Origin of the sequence: Vagococcus carniphilus, assembly GCF_014397115.1 — a bacterium.
Taxonomy (GTDB): Bacteria; Bacillota; Bacilli; order Lactobacillales; family Vagococcaceae; genus Vagococcus; species Vagococcus carniphilus.
Map to the genome: position 1 here is coordinate 2,463,853 of NZ_CP060720.1, position 19,139 is coordinate 2,482,991.

At 32.6% G+C, this 19,139-nt stretch carries 17 protein-coding genes; 8 read left to right on the forward strand and 9 right to left on the reverse strand.

All coding sequences use genetic code 11. The features are described 5' to 3' along the window. Positions 1-122: 122 nt before the first annotated feature. The 3 genes from H9L18_RS11975 to H9L18_RS11985 all read left to right on the forward strand — a co-directional run bounded on the left by H9L18_RS11975 (position 123) and on the right by H9L18_RS11985 (position 2,960). Entirely contained in the window at positions 123-977 is an 855-nt protein-coding gene (locus H9L18_RS11975) for a serine hydrolase domain-containing protein (RefSeq protein WP_185847532.1), read from the forward strand. A gap of 102 nt (positions 978-1,079) precedes the next feature. Continuing rightward, on the forward strand, positions 1,080-1,559 hold the full coding sequence (locus H9L18_RS11980; RefSeq protein WP_126796274.1) for a hypothetical protein: 480 nt from the start codon (positions 1,080-1,082) through the stop codon (positions 1,557-1,559). Between the two features lie 63 nt (positions 1,560-1,622). Continuing rightward, positions 1,623-2,960 (forward strand): M20 family metallopeptidase, encoded by a 1,338-nt coding sequence (locus tag H9L18_RS11985; protein WP_126796272.1) that lies wholly within the window; start codon positions 1,623-1,625, stop codon positions 2,958-2,960. A 51-nt stretch (positions 2,961-3,011) separates the two neighbouring features. On the opposite strand, the gene H9L18_RS11990 is transcribed toward H9L18_RS11985, so the two are convergent. After that, positions 3,012-3,665, reverse strand: coding sequence for an HAD-IA family hydrolase (locus tag H9L18_RS11990; protein ID WP_126796270.1), 654 nt, complete (start codon positions 3,663-3,665; stop codon positions 3,012-3,014). 5 nt (positions 3,666-3,670) lie between these two features. Beyond that, positions 3,671-4,576 (reverse strand): NAD-dependent epimerase/dehydratase family protein, encoded by a 906-nt coding sequence (locus tag H9L18_RS11995; RefSeq protein ID WP_126796268.1) that lies wholly within the window; start codon positions 4,574-4,576, stop codon positions 3,671-3,673. Between the two features lie 82 nt (positions 4,577-4,658). Between H9L18_RS11995 and H9L18_RS12000 the strand changes: the two genes are divergently transcribed. Further along, positions 4,659-5,126, forward strand: coding sequence for a GNAT family N-acetyltransferase (locus H9L18_RS12000; protein WP_126796266.1), 468 nt, complete (start codon positions 4,659-4,661; stop codon positions 5,124-5,126). A gap of 12 nt (positions 5,127-5,138) precedes the next feature. Here H9L18_RS12000 and H9L18_RS12005 read toward each other — a convergent pair whose 3' ends face one another. Next, positions 5,139-6,053, reverse strand: a complete 915-nt coding sequence (locus H9L18_RS12005) for a DMT family transporter (protein WP_126796264.1) — start codon at positions 6,051-6,053, stop codon at positions 5,139-5,141. 69 nt (positions 6,054-6,122) lie between these two features. Continuing rightward, positions 6,123-6,509 (reverse strand): Rrf2 family transcriptional regulator, encoded by a 387-nt coding sequence (locus tag H9L18_RS12010; RefSeq protein ID WP_126796262.1) that lies wholly within the window; start codon positions 6,507-6,509, stop codon positions 6,123-6,125. Between the two features lie 125 nt (positions 6,510-6,634). Here H9L18_RS12010 and H9L18_RS12015 point away from each other — a divergent pair, with 125 nt between their 5' ends. From H9L18_RS12015 to H9L18_RS12025, 3 genes are all read left to right on the forward strand, one after another. Then, positions 6,635-7,567: a phosphotransferase gene (locus H9L18_RS12015; protein WP_126796260.1), complete on the forward strand. Its 933-nt coding sequence runs from the start codon at positions 6,635-6,637 to the stop codon at positions 7,565-7,567. A gap of 135 nt (positions 7,568-7,702) precedes the next feature. After that, on the forward strand, positions 7,703-9,451 hold the full coding sequence (locus tag H9L18_RS12020) for an ABC transporter ATP-binding protein (protein WP_126796258.1): 1,749 nt from the start codon (positions 7,703-7,705) through the stop codon (positions 9,449-9,451). Positions 9,452-9,470: 19 nt separating this feature from the next. Next, positions 9,471-10,223 carry a TrmB family transcriptional regulator gene (locus H9L18_RS12025; RefSeq protein ID WP_126796256.1) on the forward strand — a complete coding sequence of 251 codons (753 nt, stop codon included), beginning with the start codon at positions 9,471-9,473 and terminating at the stop codon, positions 10,221-10,223. 46 nt (positions 10,224-10,269) lie between these two features. Here H9L18_RS12025 and H9L18_RS12030 read toward each other — a convergent pair whose 3' ends face one another. From H9L18_RS12030 to H9L18_RS12050, 5 genes are all read right to left on the reverse strand, one after another. Beyond that, a complete protein-coding gene (locus H9L18_RS12030; protein ID WP_126796254.1) occupies positions 10,270-10,959 on the reverse strand; it encodes a tryptophan synthase subunit alpha in 690 nt (229 codons plus the stop codon). Next, complete coding sequence (ulaA, locus tag H9L18_RS12035; RefSeq protein ID WP_126796252.1) at positions 10,960-12,240, reverse strand: PTS ascorbate transporter subunit IIC; 1,281 nt, start codon at positions 12,238-12,240, stop codon at positions 10,960-10,962. 31 nt (positions 12,241-12,271) lie between these two features. After that, positions 12,272-12,547 (reverse strand): PTS sugar transporter subunit IIB, encoded by a 276-nt coding sequence (locus tag H9L18_RS12040; protein WP_126796250.1) that lies wholly within the window; start codon positions 12,545-12,547, stop codon positions 12,272-12,274. Between the two features lie 13 nt (positions 12,548-12,560). Then, positions 12,561-14,582 carry a BglG family transcription antiterminator gene (locus H9L18_RS12045; protein WP_126796248.1) on the reverse strand — a complete coding sequence of 674 codons (2,022 nt, stop codon included), beginning with the start codon at positions 14,580-14,582 and terminating at the stop codon, positions 12,561-12,563. Positions 14,583-14,808: 226 nt separating this feature from the next. Continuing rightward, positions 14,809-17,484, reverse strand: coding sequence for a cation-translocating P-type ATPase (locus H9L18_RS12050; RefSeq protein ID WP_126796246.1), 2,676 nt, complete (start codon positions 17,482-17,484; stop codon positions 14,809-14,811). A 582-nt stretch (positions 17,485-18,066) separates the two neighbouring features. Here H9L18_RS12050 and H9L18_RS12055 point away from each other — a divergent pair. After that, the gene (locus tag H9L18_RS12055) at positions 18,067-19,116 is read left to right on the forward strand and encodes a PTS sugar transporter subunit IIC (RefSeq protein ID WP_126796244.1); all 1,050 of its coding nucleotides are present in this window, start codon (positions 18,067-18,069) and stop codon (positions 19,114-19,116) included. Positions 19,117-19,139 lie beyond the last annotated feature (23 nt).

The following is a 19,139-nucleotide window of genomic DNA, read 5'->3' on the forward strand; positions in this document are numbered from 1 at the left end:
GTCTTCTTAAATGTAACCCAATTTGGGCGTTTTTTCTAGATAAATGTGTCGATTTCTTTTATATTCCCACTATTCAATATGCTAAACTACAAATAACAAGAAATAAGTAGGAGGTTTTATTGTTGAATAAAAAAATTCTTTTAACCATTATATCTATCCCATTCTTTTTTATTTTTTCAACTACTACATACGCTATCAACCAAAATCAATCCGTTGCCATCCAAAACCTATTAGATGAAGCTTGCAAAAAATCTAATACTCCTGGCATTTCAGTTGCTATTGTCTCTGAAAAAGAAACTAGCTTTTTTTCATCTGGATACAGTAATCTTGATAAAAAAATTCCTGCTGATGAACAGACTATCTTTGAACTTGCTTCTGTTAGTAAAGCTTTCACTGCTTTAGGTATTTTAAAACTAGAAAAACAGGGCCTACTATCAAGAACAGATAAGATACAAGATTATTTACCTTGGCTTGCCTTTAACTATCGGGGGAAATCAGTGGATATGAACCAACTAACTATTAATAACTTTTTAAATCATACAAGCGGGTTAACTAATCGCAAACACTCAGCTACTATCCCGGAAGGAAATTCTCCTGATATGCTTGAAAAAACAGTAAAAAATATCAAGCAGGCAGATCTAGCTTTTCTGCCAGGAGAGTCTCATGAATATGGAACAATCAATTACGATATTTTAGGTTTACTAATTGAAGTTGTCTCGGGAAAAAATTACGAAGAGTTTATGACTTCTGAAATTTTTCAGCCTCTTAATCTTAAAAATACTTACGTCACAAGTAACGAGATAAAAAATTCAGAGTCTCTTTCTCTTGGTTATCGTTCCTTTTTCTTTCATCCTTTATATTATGAAGCTCCTGAGTTTAGAGGAAACACACCTGCTGGTTATCTTTTGTCTAACTCAAAAGATTTAGCAAGATGGATGAGTATTCAGTTAAATCAAACAACAGATATTCCCAATTAATTCACTAGTCTCATTAATGAATCACATCAAAAGAAACAAACTGCCTCACTAAGTAAAGATATATCATATGGTGCTGGTTGGTTTATTTCAACTGATAAAACTATGATTTTTCATCCTGGAAGAAACCCTAATTTTGCTGCAGATATTCATCTCTTTCCAAAAGAAAAGATAGGGATTTCTCTTTTAGCAAACAATGCCAACGCTAATCCTGATTTAGTTTTAGCGATTAAGTCTATTTTAGATGGAGACTTAAAACAGTCTTATTCATTAAGTCGAATTCAACAATTAGATGTTAGTCTAACTATTGTAACCATTATCAGTTCAATCCTTTTTCTTATAACGATTGGTTTAAATAAAAAGATACGAAGGAATCTGAGTAAATCCCTTTTAAAACAACATCTTCATTTTCTTTCTATCATGTCATTAAGTTTATCAGTGGTTCTTTTGATTATCTCGATAATTGTATTAGTCAATCATCGACATATTTTCACTTGGCAACCGTATAGTATAGCGACTGCTTTATCTTCATCTTTGCTTTTGTTTAGTACTTTATTTTTATTACTAATAAAAGAAAACAAATAAAGCTGTTTATTAAAATCTTTTAGCGTTATGATTAAAGGGTAGACTAGAAAGAAAGGTGATTATATGAAAACATTTATTCAAGAAACACACAAAAAACAAGCATTGGCTTCTTTAGAAAGACTTATCAAAGTTCCTTCTTATTTGCAAGATGCGACAGAGAATGCTCCTTTTGGTCAGGATATTCTTGATTCCTTAAAGGAATGCCTTGATTTATTTAAAGAAGAAGGTTTTTCAACTTTCATCGATCCTGAAGGGTATTATGGTTACGCTGAAATCGGCGAAGGCAAGGAAACATTTGGTATTTTATGCCATTTAGACGTTGTTCCTGCTGGAGACGTGTCATTGTGGGATACTCCTCCGTTTGAAGCAACAGTTAAAGACAATGTTATATACGGTCGTGGTGTTCAAGATGATAAGGGTCCAACAATTGCAGCTCTTTATGCTGTTAAATCTTTACTAGATGCTGGCGTTGTCTTAAACAAAAAAATTCGTTTTATTTTCGGAACAGACGAAGAAAACTTATGGCGTTGTATGGATCAATACCATAAAAAAGAAAAAGGCATTGATATGGGAATTGCGCCTGATGCTAATTTCCCAGTTATTTATGCTGAAAAGGGCCTTCTACAATCTTACTTAACTGGAAAAGGAACTTCTGATTTCACCTTTGAAGGTGGTTCTGCATTAAATGTCGTTGCAGATACTGCTACTTACACTGGCGATAAAGCATCTGAAGTTGCTGAAAGCCTAAAAGCTTTAAACTATGATTTTTCTCAAGATGGAAATAAAATTAGTGTTAAAGGAAAAGCTATTCATTCAAAAGATGCTCCTGAAGGAATAAATGCTAATACTCGCTTAGCAGAAGCTATGTTACCTCACTATAATCATCCAGCTTTAGAACTTTTAGGTGGCGTTATTAAAGATGATGCAAATGGCGTTAGTCTTTTAGGAGAAGTTAAAGATGAAGCTTCAGGCGCTTTAACATTTAATGCAGCTACTGTCAGTATCACTCCTGAATTGTCAAAAATTGGTCTTGATATCAGAATTCCTGTAACAGTAGACAAAGAAAAACTAGCTAACGATTTAGCTAAAAAATCAACTGAATTTAATTTAGTTTACGAAGAATTCGATTTCCTTGATTCGTTATATGTTCCTGTAGACTCTGAACTTGTGACAACACTTTTAGGCGCTTATCGTGATATGACTGGGGATATGCGTGAACCTATGATTTCTGGTGGAGCAACATTTGCTAGAACAATGGATAATTGTGTTGCTTTTGGTGCTATGTTTGAAAAAACTAAAGACACCATGCATCAAGCAAACGAAGCTTGGCCTCTTGACGAGATGGAACAAACAATGGCTATCTACGCAGAAGCTATTTACCGTTTGTGTAGTGATAATTAATTGCTAACAAAAAGCATTTGAATCTTTTAATTGATTCAAATGCTTTTATTTTTATAAACTCAATAAATAATCTAATAAATCTTGAGTACTATTTACAATTTTAAGTGGTTTAACAGCTTCTAATTCCTCTTTGGTTCCATAACCATATAAGACAGAAATACAAGGAATTTCTTCTTCTCTTGCACCAAGGACATCATGTTCTTTGTCACCCACCATCCATACTTGGCCAGCACTTTTATCAGCGGACAATCGACTTAGTGCTTCCTTAATAACGGCGGATTTAGTATTTCTCAGACTTCCCTCTCCACTTCCCACAATTACTTCAAAATATTGAGTGAAGTCAAAATGCTCCAACACTTCTTTTACAAGGTATTCTGGTTTTGAGGAAGCAACTCCTAAAACATAGTTTTCTTCCTGTAATTTTTTCAATAAAAAATCAATTCCATCATATGGTTTTGATTCAAATAAACCGATTGTATGATATCTGTCATGATAAAGTTCAACAGCTTTTTTTCCCTTTTCTTCGGATATTTTAAAGTAAGACATAAATTGTTCTAAAAGAGGAGGCCCGATAAATACTTGCAGAGCTTCATCTGTTTGATAAGGTAACTTTAACTTATCAATAGCGTATTGCAAAGACTTTACAATCCCTTCTCCCGATTCTATCAAAGTACCATCTAAGTCAAATAAAATAATTTTTCTCATGACCATCACTCCACTAATTCCTTATCAATAAACTCGATATAGTTTCGTTTATTAACAATATTTTCATTTGTTTGGTACCACTCAAAAGACTCTTCCAACCCTTTTCTCAAATCAAGCGTTTCACCAATCAATGCAGTTTGTCTTTCCACATCTAATAAATACTCATAGTTTGGAAAACTAAAGTAGCTAGTTTGATTAACTGATTCATCCACTTCAATCAACTCTAAAGATTCATTAGCTACTTCATAACACATAGAGACCCATTCCTTAATCGTCACAGGACTCTCATTTCCCGCATTATAGATTTTTTCTTCAGGTTTTTTATCTAATAATTCATCTACCAAACGGCATAAATCATGAATATGAATAAATTGTAATTTCATATCACTTGATTGTGGTAAATAAAAAGAACGCTTTGCTTTGGCACAATCAAAAATAAAAGCTTCTCTGTAGGCATTATTGTACGGCCCATAGATATAGGCAGGCCTTAACATATAACCTTGAGGTACTTTTTTAGCAATTAGCTCCTCTGCTTCAATTTTATTCGTTCCATAATCTTTCCAATAGGAATTTGGCCCAACTGTCTGCGTTTCTTTAAAAGGTTGTGATAAATGTTCTGGGTAAACAGCACTAGTACTAATAAAAACGTAATCTTTTATTTCGGGTAACGCCTCTAAAAGTAAATTAACTTCTTCAGCTGTGTACGCATTAGCATCAATGACCACATCAAATTGATAATCAGATAAGACTGTTCCTAACTTATAGCGATCTGCTTCAATCAGTTTAACACCCTCAGATTGCTTTTTATGGTTTCGATTTAACACATAAACTTCGTCTCCATTAGCCACAAAATATTCTGCTAAAGAACGACTAACAAAGACGGTTCCGCCTGTTACTAAAATTTTTCTCATATGCTTTTCCCCCATTTTTTCTTTATTATAACATGACAAAAAAATAGGATAAGCTTACAATAAATAAAAAGGAGGTAATTATATGTACTTAGAAGAATATAACCCTCAACATAAAGAGGTAGTAAACAACTATTACTTAACTGAAGAGATGAACTACTACACAAGTCACCCGAAAGATTGCCTTTTAAAGTCAGCAGAAAATAAGTCTTTTCACTCTGTCCTAGCCTTTTCTGACCAAGCTCTAGTTACTTTTTTAGTGTTAGATGAAGGCAAAGATAAAATGCTGTACACTAGCAATAAAAATGCCATGCTCCTTCGCAGTTTTTCCACCGATTCAAGATTTTTAAAGAAGGGGCACGCAAAGGAAGCCCTTCGTTTACTATCAGAGTTTATTCAACAAAATTATCCACATATTGAAGAAATTGTATTAGCTGTGAATATGAAAAACACCAGTGCTCAAAACCTATATCTGAAAACTGGATTTATTGACAAAGGTACAAGAGTACAGGGTCCTATAGGCGAGTTAATGGTTATGACTAAGTTGATTTAACTTGGTCTTTTTTTATACTAAAAATAAAGCAATAACGATTAAAGCTAAAGCTACCAATTGTCCTTTCTCAATTTTTCTTTTCATCATCTTAAATAATCCAAATTGATCAATTATAACTGCCATCAGTAATTGTCCAAAAATGAAAACAATTGTTGTAAGAACAGAACCTAACTCCCTAATAACTAAAATATTACCACCCACAATTAATATACCGAATAATCCTCCAATATAAGTCCACCAAGGTAATTTAATCCCTAGTTCATCTTTTCTTGGGATCTTAATTTTTTTATCTTTGACCAGAAGGATTCCTGCTAAAAGAAGGGCACCAACAAAGAAAGAAATAAAAGTAGCGACTAAAACTGATTGAACAGTCTCACGTAATTCTCCGTTAAAAGAAGCTTGAAGTGGTGGGAAAATACCTGCAACTAAACCAATCACCAACCACTTCTTCGGAATATTTGTGTTGGTTGCTATATTTGTTTTACTCTTTTGAAATAACCAAATGGCACCTAGCATAATCGTTACCCCTAGTAGTCTTTTTATTGAAAGAGATTGAACTGGCATACCGAACAAACCAAAGTGATCGATTAAAATCCCCATAATCATTTGTCCTGTGATTGTTATGATAGTTGTAATGGTTGCTCCTATTTGTGTAAATAAAATAATATTAGCCACATTAAAAATAACTCCCGCTAATGGACCTGCTATAAAAAGAATTGGTTTTTCGGTAATATTAATCGACAAAAGTGACTGTAAATCAAAAAATAAAATGAATAAAAATAAAACAATGCTACCTACCGAAAAAGCTGTAAAAGAAGCTACAATCGGATTTTTCGCAATACTACCTAACCTTGAATTAATCGTTGCTTGTACTGGAAAAAAAGCTCCAGCCATTATTCCTAAAAAAATAAATAATAAAAAAGTCATTTAAAAACCTCCATAGTATATATTAAAGATAGTTTATATCCTTAATAAAGATATAAGAAAAGTGCTTGGCTATTTTTTTAGCAAAGCACCTAAAGTTTGAGACGATAATTCGTTCTCCATTTTTTCTTCTGCTGCTAGCATAATTTTTTTTATTGTGCAGTTAGGATCTTCATGAACATAACAATCAAATAAAGATTGTTTGCCTTCAATGGCATGAACAATATCAAGAAATGAGATTGCCTCCCAATTACTCGGTAATCGATAACCACCCTTAGCACCAGATGAAGCTTTAACTAATCCTTCTTTGGATAATTTAGTTAAAATTTTAGATAAATAGGTTGGAGAAACATCTTGTCTTTTAGCTAAATCAACCACGCTGATACTATAATCAATTGATTCTTGACCCATATAAAGCATCGTATGAAGCGCATAATCAGTTGCTTTTGAATATTTCATTTTAAACTCCTTTCACTTATTCGAAAAAACTATTACGGATTCATAATATCTGTAATCAGATAAATAGTCAAATATTTTATTTGATGATACACTTTAAACAATTTTAACTCTGGGAGGTTTTTTAAATGACTCATCAACACATACTAAAAGCATTTAATTTTGAAACTCATGATACACTACATAGCATTTACCCTTATTCACCTGTCTATAAAATAAAAAAAGAGTCTCAATCTTATGTCATCAAGCAAACACGTTCCTCAATAGAAGAATCAAATCATGTTGCTCTTTTTTTAGAGCGACTAAATCAATTAGGTATTCAAATCGTCACGCCTGTTAAACTTGACGTGAATAATCCTCTAGAAATTGACGAGGAGGTTTGGACTGTCTATCCTTTTATTGATGGTCAAAAATACACAGGAACTGATCAACAAATTGTTGAAGCTGGAAAGTTGTTAGGAAGTATTCATGCCCTATCTTCTAGTAATAACAAAGAATCTTTATCCGTTTATGAAGAGTATGCATTTGAAGAAAAAGATATCCAAGATGATTTTTCAATTATTGAAACTCATTTGAAATCAGAAGAAAAAAAACAAATTAATTCAATTAAAAATAGTATTCCTCGACTGATCAAACAACAAGAAATTTTAAGGACATTAAATTTACCAAAAGTAGCCACTCCTTACGACTTTAAAGCTGATAATTTAATCTATCAAACAGATAATACTCCTTATCTAATCGACCCAGATAATGCTATTTTTATTCCAAGAATTTTTGATTTAGCACTCACTTTACTCTTATTTCATAATGTTTTAGAATCTGCTCCAAAAACGACATGGACACCGGATAAATGGGAGCTATTCTTAGAAGGCTATAAACAATATGTCACTCTAACAAAAGAAGAAATTAATTATTTTCCAATGGCCGCTGAACATCTTTTTATTGATGAAGTGGTTTGGTTAATGGCAGATTTCGATGATGGATGGCGAAATAACAGACAACGAAATTTCTTCTTAAGCATTTTTACTTTGCTTGAGCATCTTAATAATTACTCACTTTAAACAAACAGATTAACCTTGCAAAATCACTATTGTAAGATTAATCTGTTTATTTTTTTATCTAATTAGTTGACATTCTTATCTTTCAGGTTTAAGGTAGTACCGTAAAGAACTACTTAAATTTAAGGAGGAATAAATTTGAACTCAAAAACAAATCAAGCAACTATTTTTAGTATGCTTCAATTTTTATTTAAAAAAATGAAAAAGGAAAAAGTTCTTATTATTTTTAGTTTTATTCTTTTACTAGGTATTTCATTTTTAGAATTCAAAATACCCCAAATGACCCAACAAATCATTGATGTCTCAATTCCAGAAAAATCATTTCAAGGTATTATTTATCATGTTTCGATTTTACTTGGTTTAGCTTTTATCCTTAGTTTATTAAGCTATCTATCCACAATGTCCATGAGTCGTGTTAGCCAAGACGTTATCATTGATTTAAGAGTTGATCTATATCAACAAATTTTAAGACAAGATTACGCTTATTTTGAAGACACTAAAACGGGTGATTTAATGACTCGTTTATCAAGTGACGTCAAACAATTACAAGATTTAATATCACCACAAAGTTTAAAACTTATTTCTAGTCTGTTTACCTTTATCTTTATCTATATTTTCATGCTTTTACAAGATACAACTTTGACATTACTTATAACGATTACTTTTCCAATACTTTATTTGTTAAATGTTTTCTTTAGTTCTCATATTAAAGCTGCCTATCAAAAAGTACGTGCTTCAACATCAACTATTAATAATCAAATGCAAAATGGGCTAACATCTATTTTATTAATTAAAACATTCGCCACTGAGGAAAAAGAAGTTGCATCATTTAATCAAGCTAACCAGCAGAACAAAAAAGATTACCTTGAAGCGATGACTTACCAAACAGTTTTCTCTCCTTCAATTGATTTTATTAACTATATTGGTATGGCCATTGTTCTTATTTATTTAGGAAATGAAATTATTAAAGGAAATCAAACTGTGGGTAGTTTAGTTGCTTATCTTGCTTACTTAAGAATGTTACAAAATCCGATTCGCTCATTCACTCAAATGATTAGTCGTTTTCAACAATCAGTTGTCTCATATGGTAGAATTATTGAAATTTACGAATCTAATCCTAAAATCACTAGTCCGGAGAATGCTTATTCATTAGATTATTTCCAACAAAATATTCAATTCAATGATGTTTCTTTCAACTACAATAAAGATAGCGCCGTTTTAAATCAGGTTGACTTTACCGTTAAAAAAGGCCTTGTGACAGCTCTAGTTGGCGTTTCTGGATCTGGTAAATCTACTATTACCAAATTATTAGAAAGACTTTATGATGTATCTAGTGGGTATATATCTTTTGATGGTAATAATATCAAAGATTATTCTATTAGCTCTTTGAGAAAAAACATCGGCCTTGTTAGCCAAGACATTGAATTAATTGATGGAACAATTTATGAGAATATTATTTACGGGGCTGACAACAAAAAAATGACAGACATTGTTAATGCTGTTCATGCTGCAAACTTAAGCGATTTTGTTAACAGTTTACCTAAGGGATTAGAAACCCAAATCGGTGAAAGAGGAATTAAACTTTCAGGCGGTCAAAAACAACGAATTGCCATTGCAAGAATCTTTTTGAAAAATGCACCTATTCTCATACTTGACGAAGCAACAGCTTCACTAGATAATGAATCTGAACGCTACATTCAAGAATCATTGGACCGATTGATGACTAACCGTACAACACTTGTTATTGCTCATAGACTTTCAACTATTCAACAAGCTCATAACATCATTATTTTAGAAAAAGGTGAAATCGTCGAACAAGGAACTCATGAAGAACTTCTAACAAATAATTCGAGATACAGTGATTTATATCAGGCACAACTTTCTTAAAAGATGGAGGATAAATATAATGATTGAACATTTAAAAAGAATTGGTTTAACTGAACTTGAAGCAAAATGCTACCTTTCACTAATTGAGCACGGAGAACAAACGGGATATGAAGTGGCCAAAAATATTTCTTCTTCTCGTTCCAATGTCTATTCTTCTTTAAGCTCGTTAAGCAAAAAAGGCGCTTGCCAAGTAATAGAAGGAAAAAGTACAACTTATGTAGCTGTTGCTATTGAAGAACTTATTTCTAAACTTCAGTTAGAGTTTAAACAGTCTGCAACTATTTTAAATGAAGAAATTAAGCGAGCGAAACAAAAAGAATATCATTTTTACAACACTCAGGGATTAGAAGCAATTAAATCTGTTGTAAATAGAAATATCGCACACTCAAAAAAAGAAATTATCGTAGATATTGATACAGATGCCTTAACTTATTTTTTACCAGCTTTAGAAGAAGCAGATAAAAGTGGTATCAAAGTGACTATTATTACATTAAGTCCGATTGAAACAACCATTGAAAATGTGATTATTGATATGCCTTCTGCTCCAAGTAGTGAAACAACTTCATTTAGTATGTTGTTTGACCAAGAAAAAGTTTTAATTGGAAGTTTAGATAAAAATTTAGTACCCTCAGCTGTAGAAACAAAGCATCCCGCTCTGATTCATGAGGTCAAATTGGCAATTCGTCATGATATGATTATGGAAAAATTAAAAGCTGATTTTGGTGATGAAATAGAAGCAAAATATGGCAAAGATTTTTTTACCTTACTATAAGAAAAAGAGGTCTCCCGATTAAAGGGAAACCTCTCTTTTTATTAAATTAAGCTAAACTATCTAAATATGTTTCAATACCTACAATGCCATCTTTACCATGAATTTTTAAAAATTCAGTTCCAATAATCGCACCGTCTGCACCATTTTTTAAAACTTCTAAAATATCTTCTTTGGCTTTGATACCAAATCCAATAAAGTTTTTGTCTTCTGGTTTGACCGTTTTAATTCGCTTAATCGTTTCAATGTATTCAGTAGGAACAGCATCAAATGTTCCTGTTTTCCCTCTTCCTGACATCACATAATTAAACAAACTATCACTTTGTAAGTAATTCGTTACTACTTCTGTCGAAACATCTTCGTTGTAGATATAAACTGGTTGGTTAAAAATGGTTGGATCTAGTGTTTGATCAACACAAATGATACCGTCATAAAGACTGTGACTTAATTTTGCGATGTCAAAAAGTTCAACACCTTCTTTATAAGTCATCAAAATGACTTTAAATGAATATCTTTCTTTAATTGTTTTTAAAGCATCCTCTACCATCTCTTTTGTTAAACCATCTTTAATCACAGCTTGATGTGCTTGTTGAATCAATTCACCATCTACATATGGATTCGTAACAGGAATGCCAATCTCAACATATCCTACTTTTCTTGATTCTAATACATCGAGTATCTTAAAAAATTCTTCTTGACTTGGATAGTTTAAAACAGTAAAAATCGCTAAATTTTCCAATTAGAATCCTCCAATCACTTTTAGAACCCATCCAAGAATTGGACCGTATACAACATAATCTGTTTCACTTAGAATTCGCATGATTGGCGCATATGTACCAATCATTGGTAATAAGAATGCTTGTCCAAAAATTAAGACTAATCCATTAGCGAAAGATCCTAAAATAGCTCCTCTTCGTCCACCATGAGCGTTACCAAAAATAGCTGTAGCTGCCCCTGTAAAGAATGTTGGAATAAGAGCTGGGAATACAATAACTGGATAGTTGATTAATCCTAAGATAACCATACCTAGTAAACCAGCTGTTAAACTTGATAAGAAACCAACGATTACTGATGTTGGGTAAGCTGGGAATAATAATGGAACATCCAATCCCGGAATTGAGTTAGGAATGATTTTATCTGAAATACCATGGAAAGCTGGAATAATTTCAGAAAGCATCATACGTACTCCCGTTACAATAACTGTAATCCAAACACCAAATTCAACCCCTCTAAGAATTGAAAAGACAAACATATCTTGTCCATTAGTGATATTAGAAACTGTCCAAGATGGACCAGCTACTAAACCTAATACTAAGAATAATAACGTCATAACTAGTGTTAAAGAAATCGTCATCTCTCTTAAGAAATTCAATTTCTTTGGAATGTGTAAGTCTTCGATATCTTTATCTTTATTACCAAACCATTTACCAATTAACGAAGCCATTAAAAGACCTGAAGAACTTGAGTGAGCTAATGTAAATCCTTCGCCACCCTTAACACCTGTCATACATTTTGCCACGTAGGCACATGAAAATGTCATGTAGAAACCTAATAGAAGTGAACCTACAACAACAATCATAATGAATGATAAATCGGTTCCAAATTTCAATAAGGCTGCAATTAAACCTGAGAAGAAAAATGAAACGTGAGCAGATAAATGAACATACTTAAATCTTGTAAAACGAGCTAATAACAAGTTTGTAAAAAATCCAAATGCAAAAATAAGTGCCATTTCTGTTCCAATATCTGCTAAACTTTCTGCTTGAGCCGCACCAAGATCAGCTGCGACTTCCTTAACATTAAAAATTTTAGAAATGAGTGGTTGAAGGGGAAGCAAAGACATACCTAATGTCTGTCCCCCTACATTAATCATCGTAAAACCAATCATTGTTTTGATCGTACTTGGTAAAATTTTATCCCAAGTTTGCTTTTGAGCCAACATCCCTATGATGACAACAAACCCAATGATAAACACAGCTTGACTTAAAATATTTTGTACAATATACATAAATATTGCCATGGTTTTATCCTCCCCTTATTAGAAAAACTAATTATCTTGAAGCAATTGCGGCTAACAATTCTTTTTTCAAGTTTTCTTTGTCCATCATGTTATCGATACGAACGATTGTTGCAGATGAACCTCTTAGTGTATCGGCAAAATCTGAAGTTGTGATAAGTAAATCATAGCTATCTGGATTCACAGAACCGATGTCTGAAGCATCAACTGTTGCTTCGATTCCTTCCGCATCCAAAATTTGCTGAGAAAATAACCTCATCATCATTGAACTTCCTACTCCTGCACCGCATACTGTAACTATTTTTAACATGTTTTTTCCTCCTTTAAATAACATTCTCTTTTATTATCGTCATTATTTCATCTGAAGTTAAAGCTTTATTTATTTTTTTAATTTTTTCTTCGTCACTTAGTATTTCTACTAGTTCAGATAAAGCTTTCAAATGGGATTGGTGATCAACAGCACATAAACCAACCACAATTTGAACGGGATCATTTTGGGGATGACCAAAAACAACGGGCTCTTCTAAAGTGACAATACTTAATCCAATATCAAGGGCTCCTGTTTCAGGTCTGGCATGAGGCATTGCAATGCCTGGGGCAATTACAATATACGTTCCATTTTCTTTTACGTTATTTAACATACCATCAACGTATGATTCTTTAGCTAAGCCATTTTTTACAAGTAATTCACCACTTGCTTTAACGGCCTCATCTCTTGTTTTAGCTTTAGAATTAACTTGAATTAATCCTTGATGCAACACTTCTATTAACATTGGTTGGTACACTCCATTTTCTTTATTTTTAGGTTCTGTGACACGCAGGTAACGCATCAAATCAGTTCTTATTTTTTTTCGTTGTTTTTCACTTAACGAAACGGATTGATTGATAATCTTCATTATTTCAACCATCTCTATTTTTTCTTTTTTTCTATTTAACTTAAAATACAGTTTTTTCATATCTTCATCTGTCACAATGGGGGTGACTTTAATACTAGGTATTTTGGGATATTCAAAATCAATGGTTGAAATAATTAAATCGACTTCGTTTTTCTCTAACCAATCACCTGCTGTCCTCTTGCCTAATGTGCCTAAAATTTGCACATCAAAGTTTACTTCTAACTTTGAGCGTAGAATTTGCGAGGTACTGACTCCCGAGTCACATACAATAATAATTTTCTTTGGTTTTGTTGGGCACATCTTTTTGCGTTCGATGGCCGCAATAAAAAATAGGGTAAAAAAAGAAACTTCATCATCTGAAAAATTAACGCTTAATTCTTTTTCAATTATCTTAATACCACTGCATACGTTTTCATGTAAGTTTAAAAAACTTGCCTTAACGTAATCCAACATTGGATTTTTCATCTCTGTTTGAGACATCACTCGGTGATAGGCAGGTCTCAAATGATTCATCACACCTTCATAAAGCAAAGTGTCTTCAATAAAGAAATCATTCTGACTTAGCTTAGATACATCTTTGATAAAGCTATCTGTCAATAAATTAAAATCCATCCATTGCTCTGTTAATTCATCATTGTAATGAATAAAGGAGGATTCAATAAATTTTTGAGCTAAATAAACTAGCTCTTGATGGCTAAAACTTAAGTGAGTCTCTGCTTCAAATTGAGTTCGTTTCTTTAGAAATAATTTTTCTTCTCTTGTGTTACTTCCCGTTACCTGAACAGTTTTACCAGCCTTTATTCGTTTAAAGGTTACCCAAAAAATAATTTTCAATCGATCATAAGAACTATCACTTAGGGTGACTTTTAGTTCATCGCCACACATTTCAAGTAACTTTTCTGCTGATTTTAAATAAATATCTTCTTTGGGTTTTCCTTCAAATAATAGTGGATCTTCTAAAACTGTCACTGTCAGCAATTGGCGAATCTGTTCTTCTTCCCCTATTACTTTATAACCAGTAAAGGGTCTTGAATGTAACTCAATATGATGAAATGTTAGTTCTTCTTTTACCCATTTCAAATCTGAAATAATCGTATTTCTTGATAATGGTAATTTTTCAATCAAATCATCTACATTGAAATAATCTTCAAACATTAACACTTCCGTTAATAAACGTAATCTTCTGATTCTTGGGTGTGACAGTATGTAGTCAAAATCTAGATTGGTTAACATTTCAAAGGATGATGAAATGATTTCTGTATAAAGTATTTTGCCTTTTTCAATTTTTATTTCTTCATGATTATCGGCAATGAGTAATTCATTTAATTTTTTGATGTCATTGTAAATTGTACGCGTACTAACAGACATTTTTTCGGCTAATTTTTTTATGTCATGTTCTTGTTGTTCCTTACAAATAAGTAAAAAGAGTGTTGGTAGTCGACTGTCCATTTTGCTTCCCCCTTTACATCCTTGAGTATACTTAAAAAATTTAAGTCACACCAAATGCAATTTATTTCATCGTGTTTGAAAGTTTATGTTCACGCTCTTCTTTTCAATATCGGTTATCTAACGTATTTTTAAATCATATCGGGGGAAAATGAATTAGTCCATCAAAAACTAAAAAAGCATGACAAGGAATTAAAATATCCTGTCATGCTTCTACTATCTTCTACTATTAATCGTTAATTAAATCAACTTGTGTTTTTTGATTTATTCTTTTAACTGCTTTAATGCCTAATTTAGTAACTTCCATTAAAACAGTTGCTGAAATAGCTAGGGCAACTGAAATGATGATTTCAGTTAATGAAAAGTTTGTTGGTATTGAGAATATTTGACGAACACCTGGAATTAAGGTAATCCCATATAAACTTGAACAAACCAGGATAGCTATCATAACCATCTTGTTTGAAAATAATCCAGCTTTTAAAGCTGTTTGACTATTAGATCTGGCTGGTAAAGTTTGTAAAGTACGACTCCAAATTAAAGTTGAAAAAGCCATAGCAACTCCAAGTTCTGGTGATTGAGACATTCCTAGATATTGAGCGACAATAACAGCTAAACCAATCAATAATCCTCGATAAGTAACAGAGGTCAATGTATTACCAGAAAAAATTCCCTCATTAGGATTTCTTGGTACTCTCTTCATAATTGTGGGTTCAGCCTTTTCCATTCCTAAAGCAATCGCTGGAAGAGAATCATTTACTAAATTAATAAAAAGTAACTGTAACGCTGTAAATGGATTATCCCATCCCATTAATAGAGCAAATAAAATGGCAATAATCGCGCCTAAATTACCAGCAAATAGATAAGCAATAGCTTTTTTGATATTATCAAAGACATTACGTCCAACTTTAACTGCGCTAATGATTGAAGCAAAGTTATCATCAGTTAAAATCATGGCAGAAGCGTCTTTAGCTACATCTGTTCCAGTTCCCATAGCAATTCCTATATCAGCTTGTTTAAGAGCTGGTGCGTCGTTAACTCCGTCTCCTGTCATTGCTGAAATATGTCCCTTTTCTTGCCAAGCTCGAACAATTCTAATTTTATTCTCAGGTGATACTCTGGCATAAACTGAAATTCGTTCTAAATTTTCTTTTAATTCTTCTTCTGATAACGCATCTAATTCAACACCTGTAAAAGCTAAATCTCCTTCAGTTGAAATACCAATTTCTTTTGCAATCGCAACAGCTGTTGTTTTATGGTCGCCAGTAATCATCACTGTTTTAATCCCTGCATCTCTTGCATCTGATACAGCTTGTTTTACTTCTTCTCTTGGTGGATCTATCATAGCCATTAGCCCAACAAAGATTAGTTCCTGTTCATCTTCTAAAACCAATGAGCGGTTTTCTAGTGGGCGATAAGCAAAAGCTAAAACTCGCAACGCTCTATTTGAAAATGCCTCATTTTTCTCTTGAATTTTCATCCGCATATCTTCAGTTAAAGACTTTACTTTTCCATCAACTAAAATACGATTACTACGTTCTAAAACAATGTCTGGTCCACCTTTAGTTAACAATAAATGTTCTTCATTCATATAATGAAGTGTCGACATTAATTTACGATCTGAATCAAAAGGTAATTCTTGCAAACGTGGATATAATTCACGAATTTCTCGGTAAGGTTGAGTCAATTTTTCACTATAATCTAGAAAGGCAATTTCCGTTGGATCTCCTATTTTTTCACCTTTTTCAGTTATAGCTGCGTCATTAGCTAGTAAGCTAATAGTCATTAATTGCTTGAAATCTGACGTCCATTTATTAGGATCAGTGGCCTCTTCTTCTTTGTCATTTGGTAAATAATACGCCATGACTGTCATCTTATTTTGAGTTAGCGTTCCAGTCTTATCGGTACAAACAACACTGGTTGCTCCCAAAGTTTCAACTGCTGGTAATTGGCGAATAATGGCTTGTTTTTTTGCCATATTTTTAGTACCAATAGATAAAACAATTGTCACAATAGATTGTAGCGCTTCTGGAATTGCGGCGACTGCAACAGCAACAGCGAACATAAAAGCATTTAATAAATCAGTAGTCATATCACCTGAACCGCCGTGAACTAAAATACGAAAAATTTGTACACCTAAAATGACTAAGGATAACGCTAAAATTGCTAGACTTAGTTTCTTACTAAAGCTATCTAATCCACGTTGTAATGGAGTCTTCTGCTCTACTGTCCCCTCTAATAAATCAGCTACTTGACCAATCTCCGTGTCATTTCCTGTTGCTGTTACAATAAAACGACCACGACCATAAGTCACAATAGTTCCACTAAACACCATATTATTTTGATCACCTATTGGCACCGTTTTGTTAATAGACGCTAAGCTTTTTTCAACAGGAACCGATTCTCCTGTTAACATCCCTTCATCTACCTTTAAAGAACCTACTTCTAGTAATCTTCCATCGGCTGGAATATAATCACCTGCTTCTAAAAGAACAACATCTCCTACAACTAGTTCTTTTGCTAAGATAACCTTTTCTTTTCCTTCTCGAAACACATTCGCATCAGGAGCCGATAAACTCTTCAACGCATCTAAAGAACCTTCTGCTTTTTTTGTTTGAATCACACTAACAAAGGAGTTTAATAAAAGAACGGCAAAAATCACGATTGATTCAATATGAGCTCCCATCAACAGTTGAATGACAGCTACTATTAATAAAATAATAACCATAGCATCCTTAAAGGTTTCTATAAAAAGTTGGAAGCTTGATTTTTTAGGTTTCTCTTTTAATTGATTTAGCCCATTTTCCTCAAGTCTCTTACTTGCCTCTTTCTCAGATAGTCCATTAAACTGGCTACCTACCTGTAACATGATTTCGTCCGTACTTTGTTGATATGTTTTTTTACTCAAAAACAATTCCTCCCTTTCATTATTCCTGACTTAGGCCCAATAAAAACAAAAAGAGACCTAAGACAAGTGTTGGCTTGTCTTAAGTCTCACCATTTCAGCTAATACCAGAAAACGAATTGTCGTTAACTTACTGTTGATATTAGCGTAACTTATTGTTACTGGTTACTCCCTCAAGAAATAAATGTAGGATGATAATATCAATTTTTTTTATAAATGACAATAAATATGCTTAACATTTTATTTTTTTTAAGATACCTTTATTAGATTATTTTTTTTATTATTATTTAACTTTACAAGGATATAAAATAACACCGTCTATCTTTGTAAATAAAATGACATTTACATCTTTTTTATTGAGAAACATTTCACAACTAAGTGTTTGTGAATAAATTACTGATTTTTTAATGAACTAATTACAAATAAAAGATAACTAAAGGTTTCTTATCATGAGTTTTTTTATCTAAAAAAACATATAAAAGAAAGTTTGGGATTTCACATTTTAACTAAAATTCCTTTGACCGCTCATTTTAAAAGTGTTATCTTTTTTATATAACATTAATAAAAAAACTAAGGAGTGTAATTATGGAAAAAATAAGTCCAAAAGAATTTACAAGTAAAATTCTTAACGGTGCGGCAATGGGGATTGTTGTTGGTTTAATCCCAAACGCAATATTTGGTGAAATTTTTAAGGCATTATCTAGTTATAATGAATTTTTTGCAATGATGCAACAAAACGTTGCAACAATTTCTTTTACAGTACCCGTATTAGTCGGAATGTTTACCGCTTTACAATTTAAATTTTCTGGTGTTGAAGCAGCTTCACTAATGGGAGCGACTTTTATAGGAGGAGGTTCTGCTAAATTTGTAGATGGTGCTTGGGAATTACACGGCACTGGAGACTTAATCAATATTATGATTATAGCAGCCGTTTCTGTAACCGCTATAAGATGGTATAACAACAGAGTGGCCAATTTAGGTATCGTTATTATTCCTATCGTTGGAGCAATGATTCCTGGTTTAATTGGTATGCTCACTCTACCATATGTAGGTTACGTAACAACAGGTTTAGGAGCTTTAATTGAAAACTTCACAACTCTACAACCTCTAATGATGACAATTTTAATTGCTATTTCTTTTGCTTTAATTATTGTAACGCCTTTATCAAGTGTTGCAATTGCTTATGCGATTTCTCTTAGTGGACTTGCATCAGGTGCTGCAAACGTTGGTATTGTAGCGACTTTATTCACATTAGCTTATGGTTCTTCAAAAGTTAATAAAAAAGGAACTACTTTTGCTTTATTCTTCGCTGGTCCTAAAATGCTAATGCCAAACTTTTTAGGTAATCCAATTATGATTTTACCTATCTTTATTAATTCTATCGTTACTGGTATTGCTGGCTATATCTTTAAAATCCAAGGAACAACTGCTTCTGCTGGATTTGGTTTAACAGGTCTGGCTGGACCAATTAATGCCTATTCATTTATGACTGGTAGCCCAATTATAAATATTGGTATTCTACTAATTCAATATTTAGTTGTACCTTTAGGAATTGCAATTGTTACACATACTGTGTTTACAAAAATGGGCTTATATAAAGATGAAATTTTTACTTTTGCTGGTGAAAATAAATAATTAATAGTTAAGGAGCGATTTAT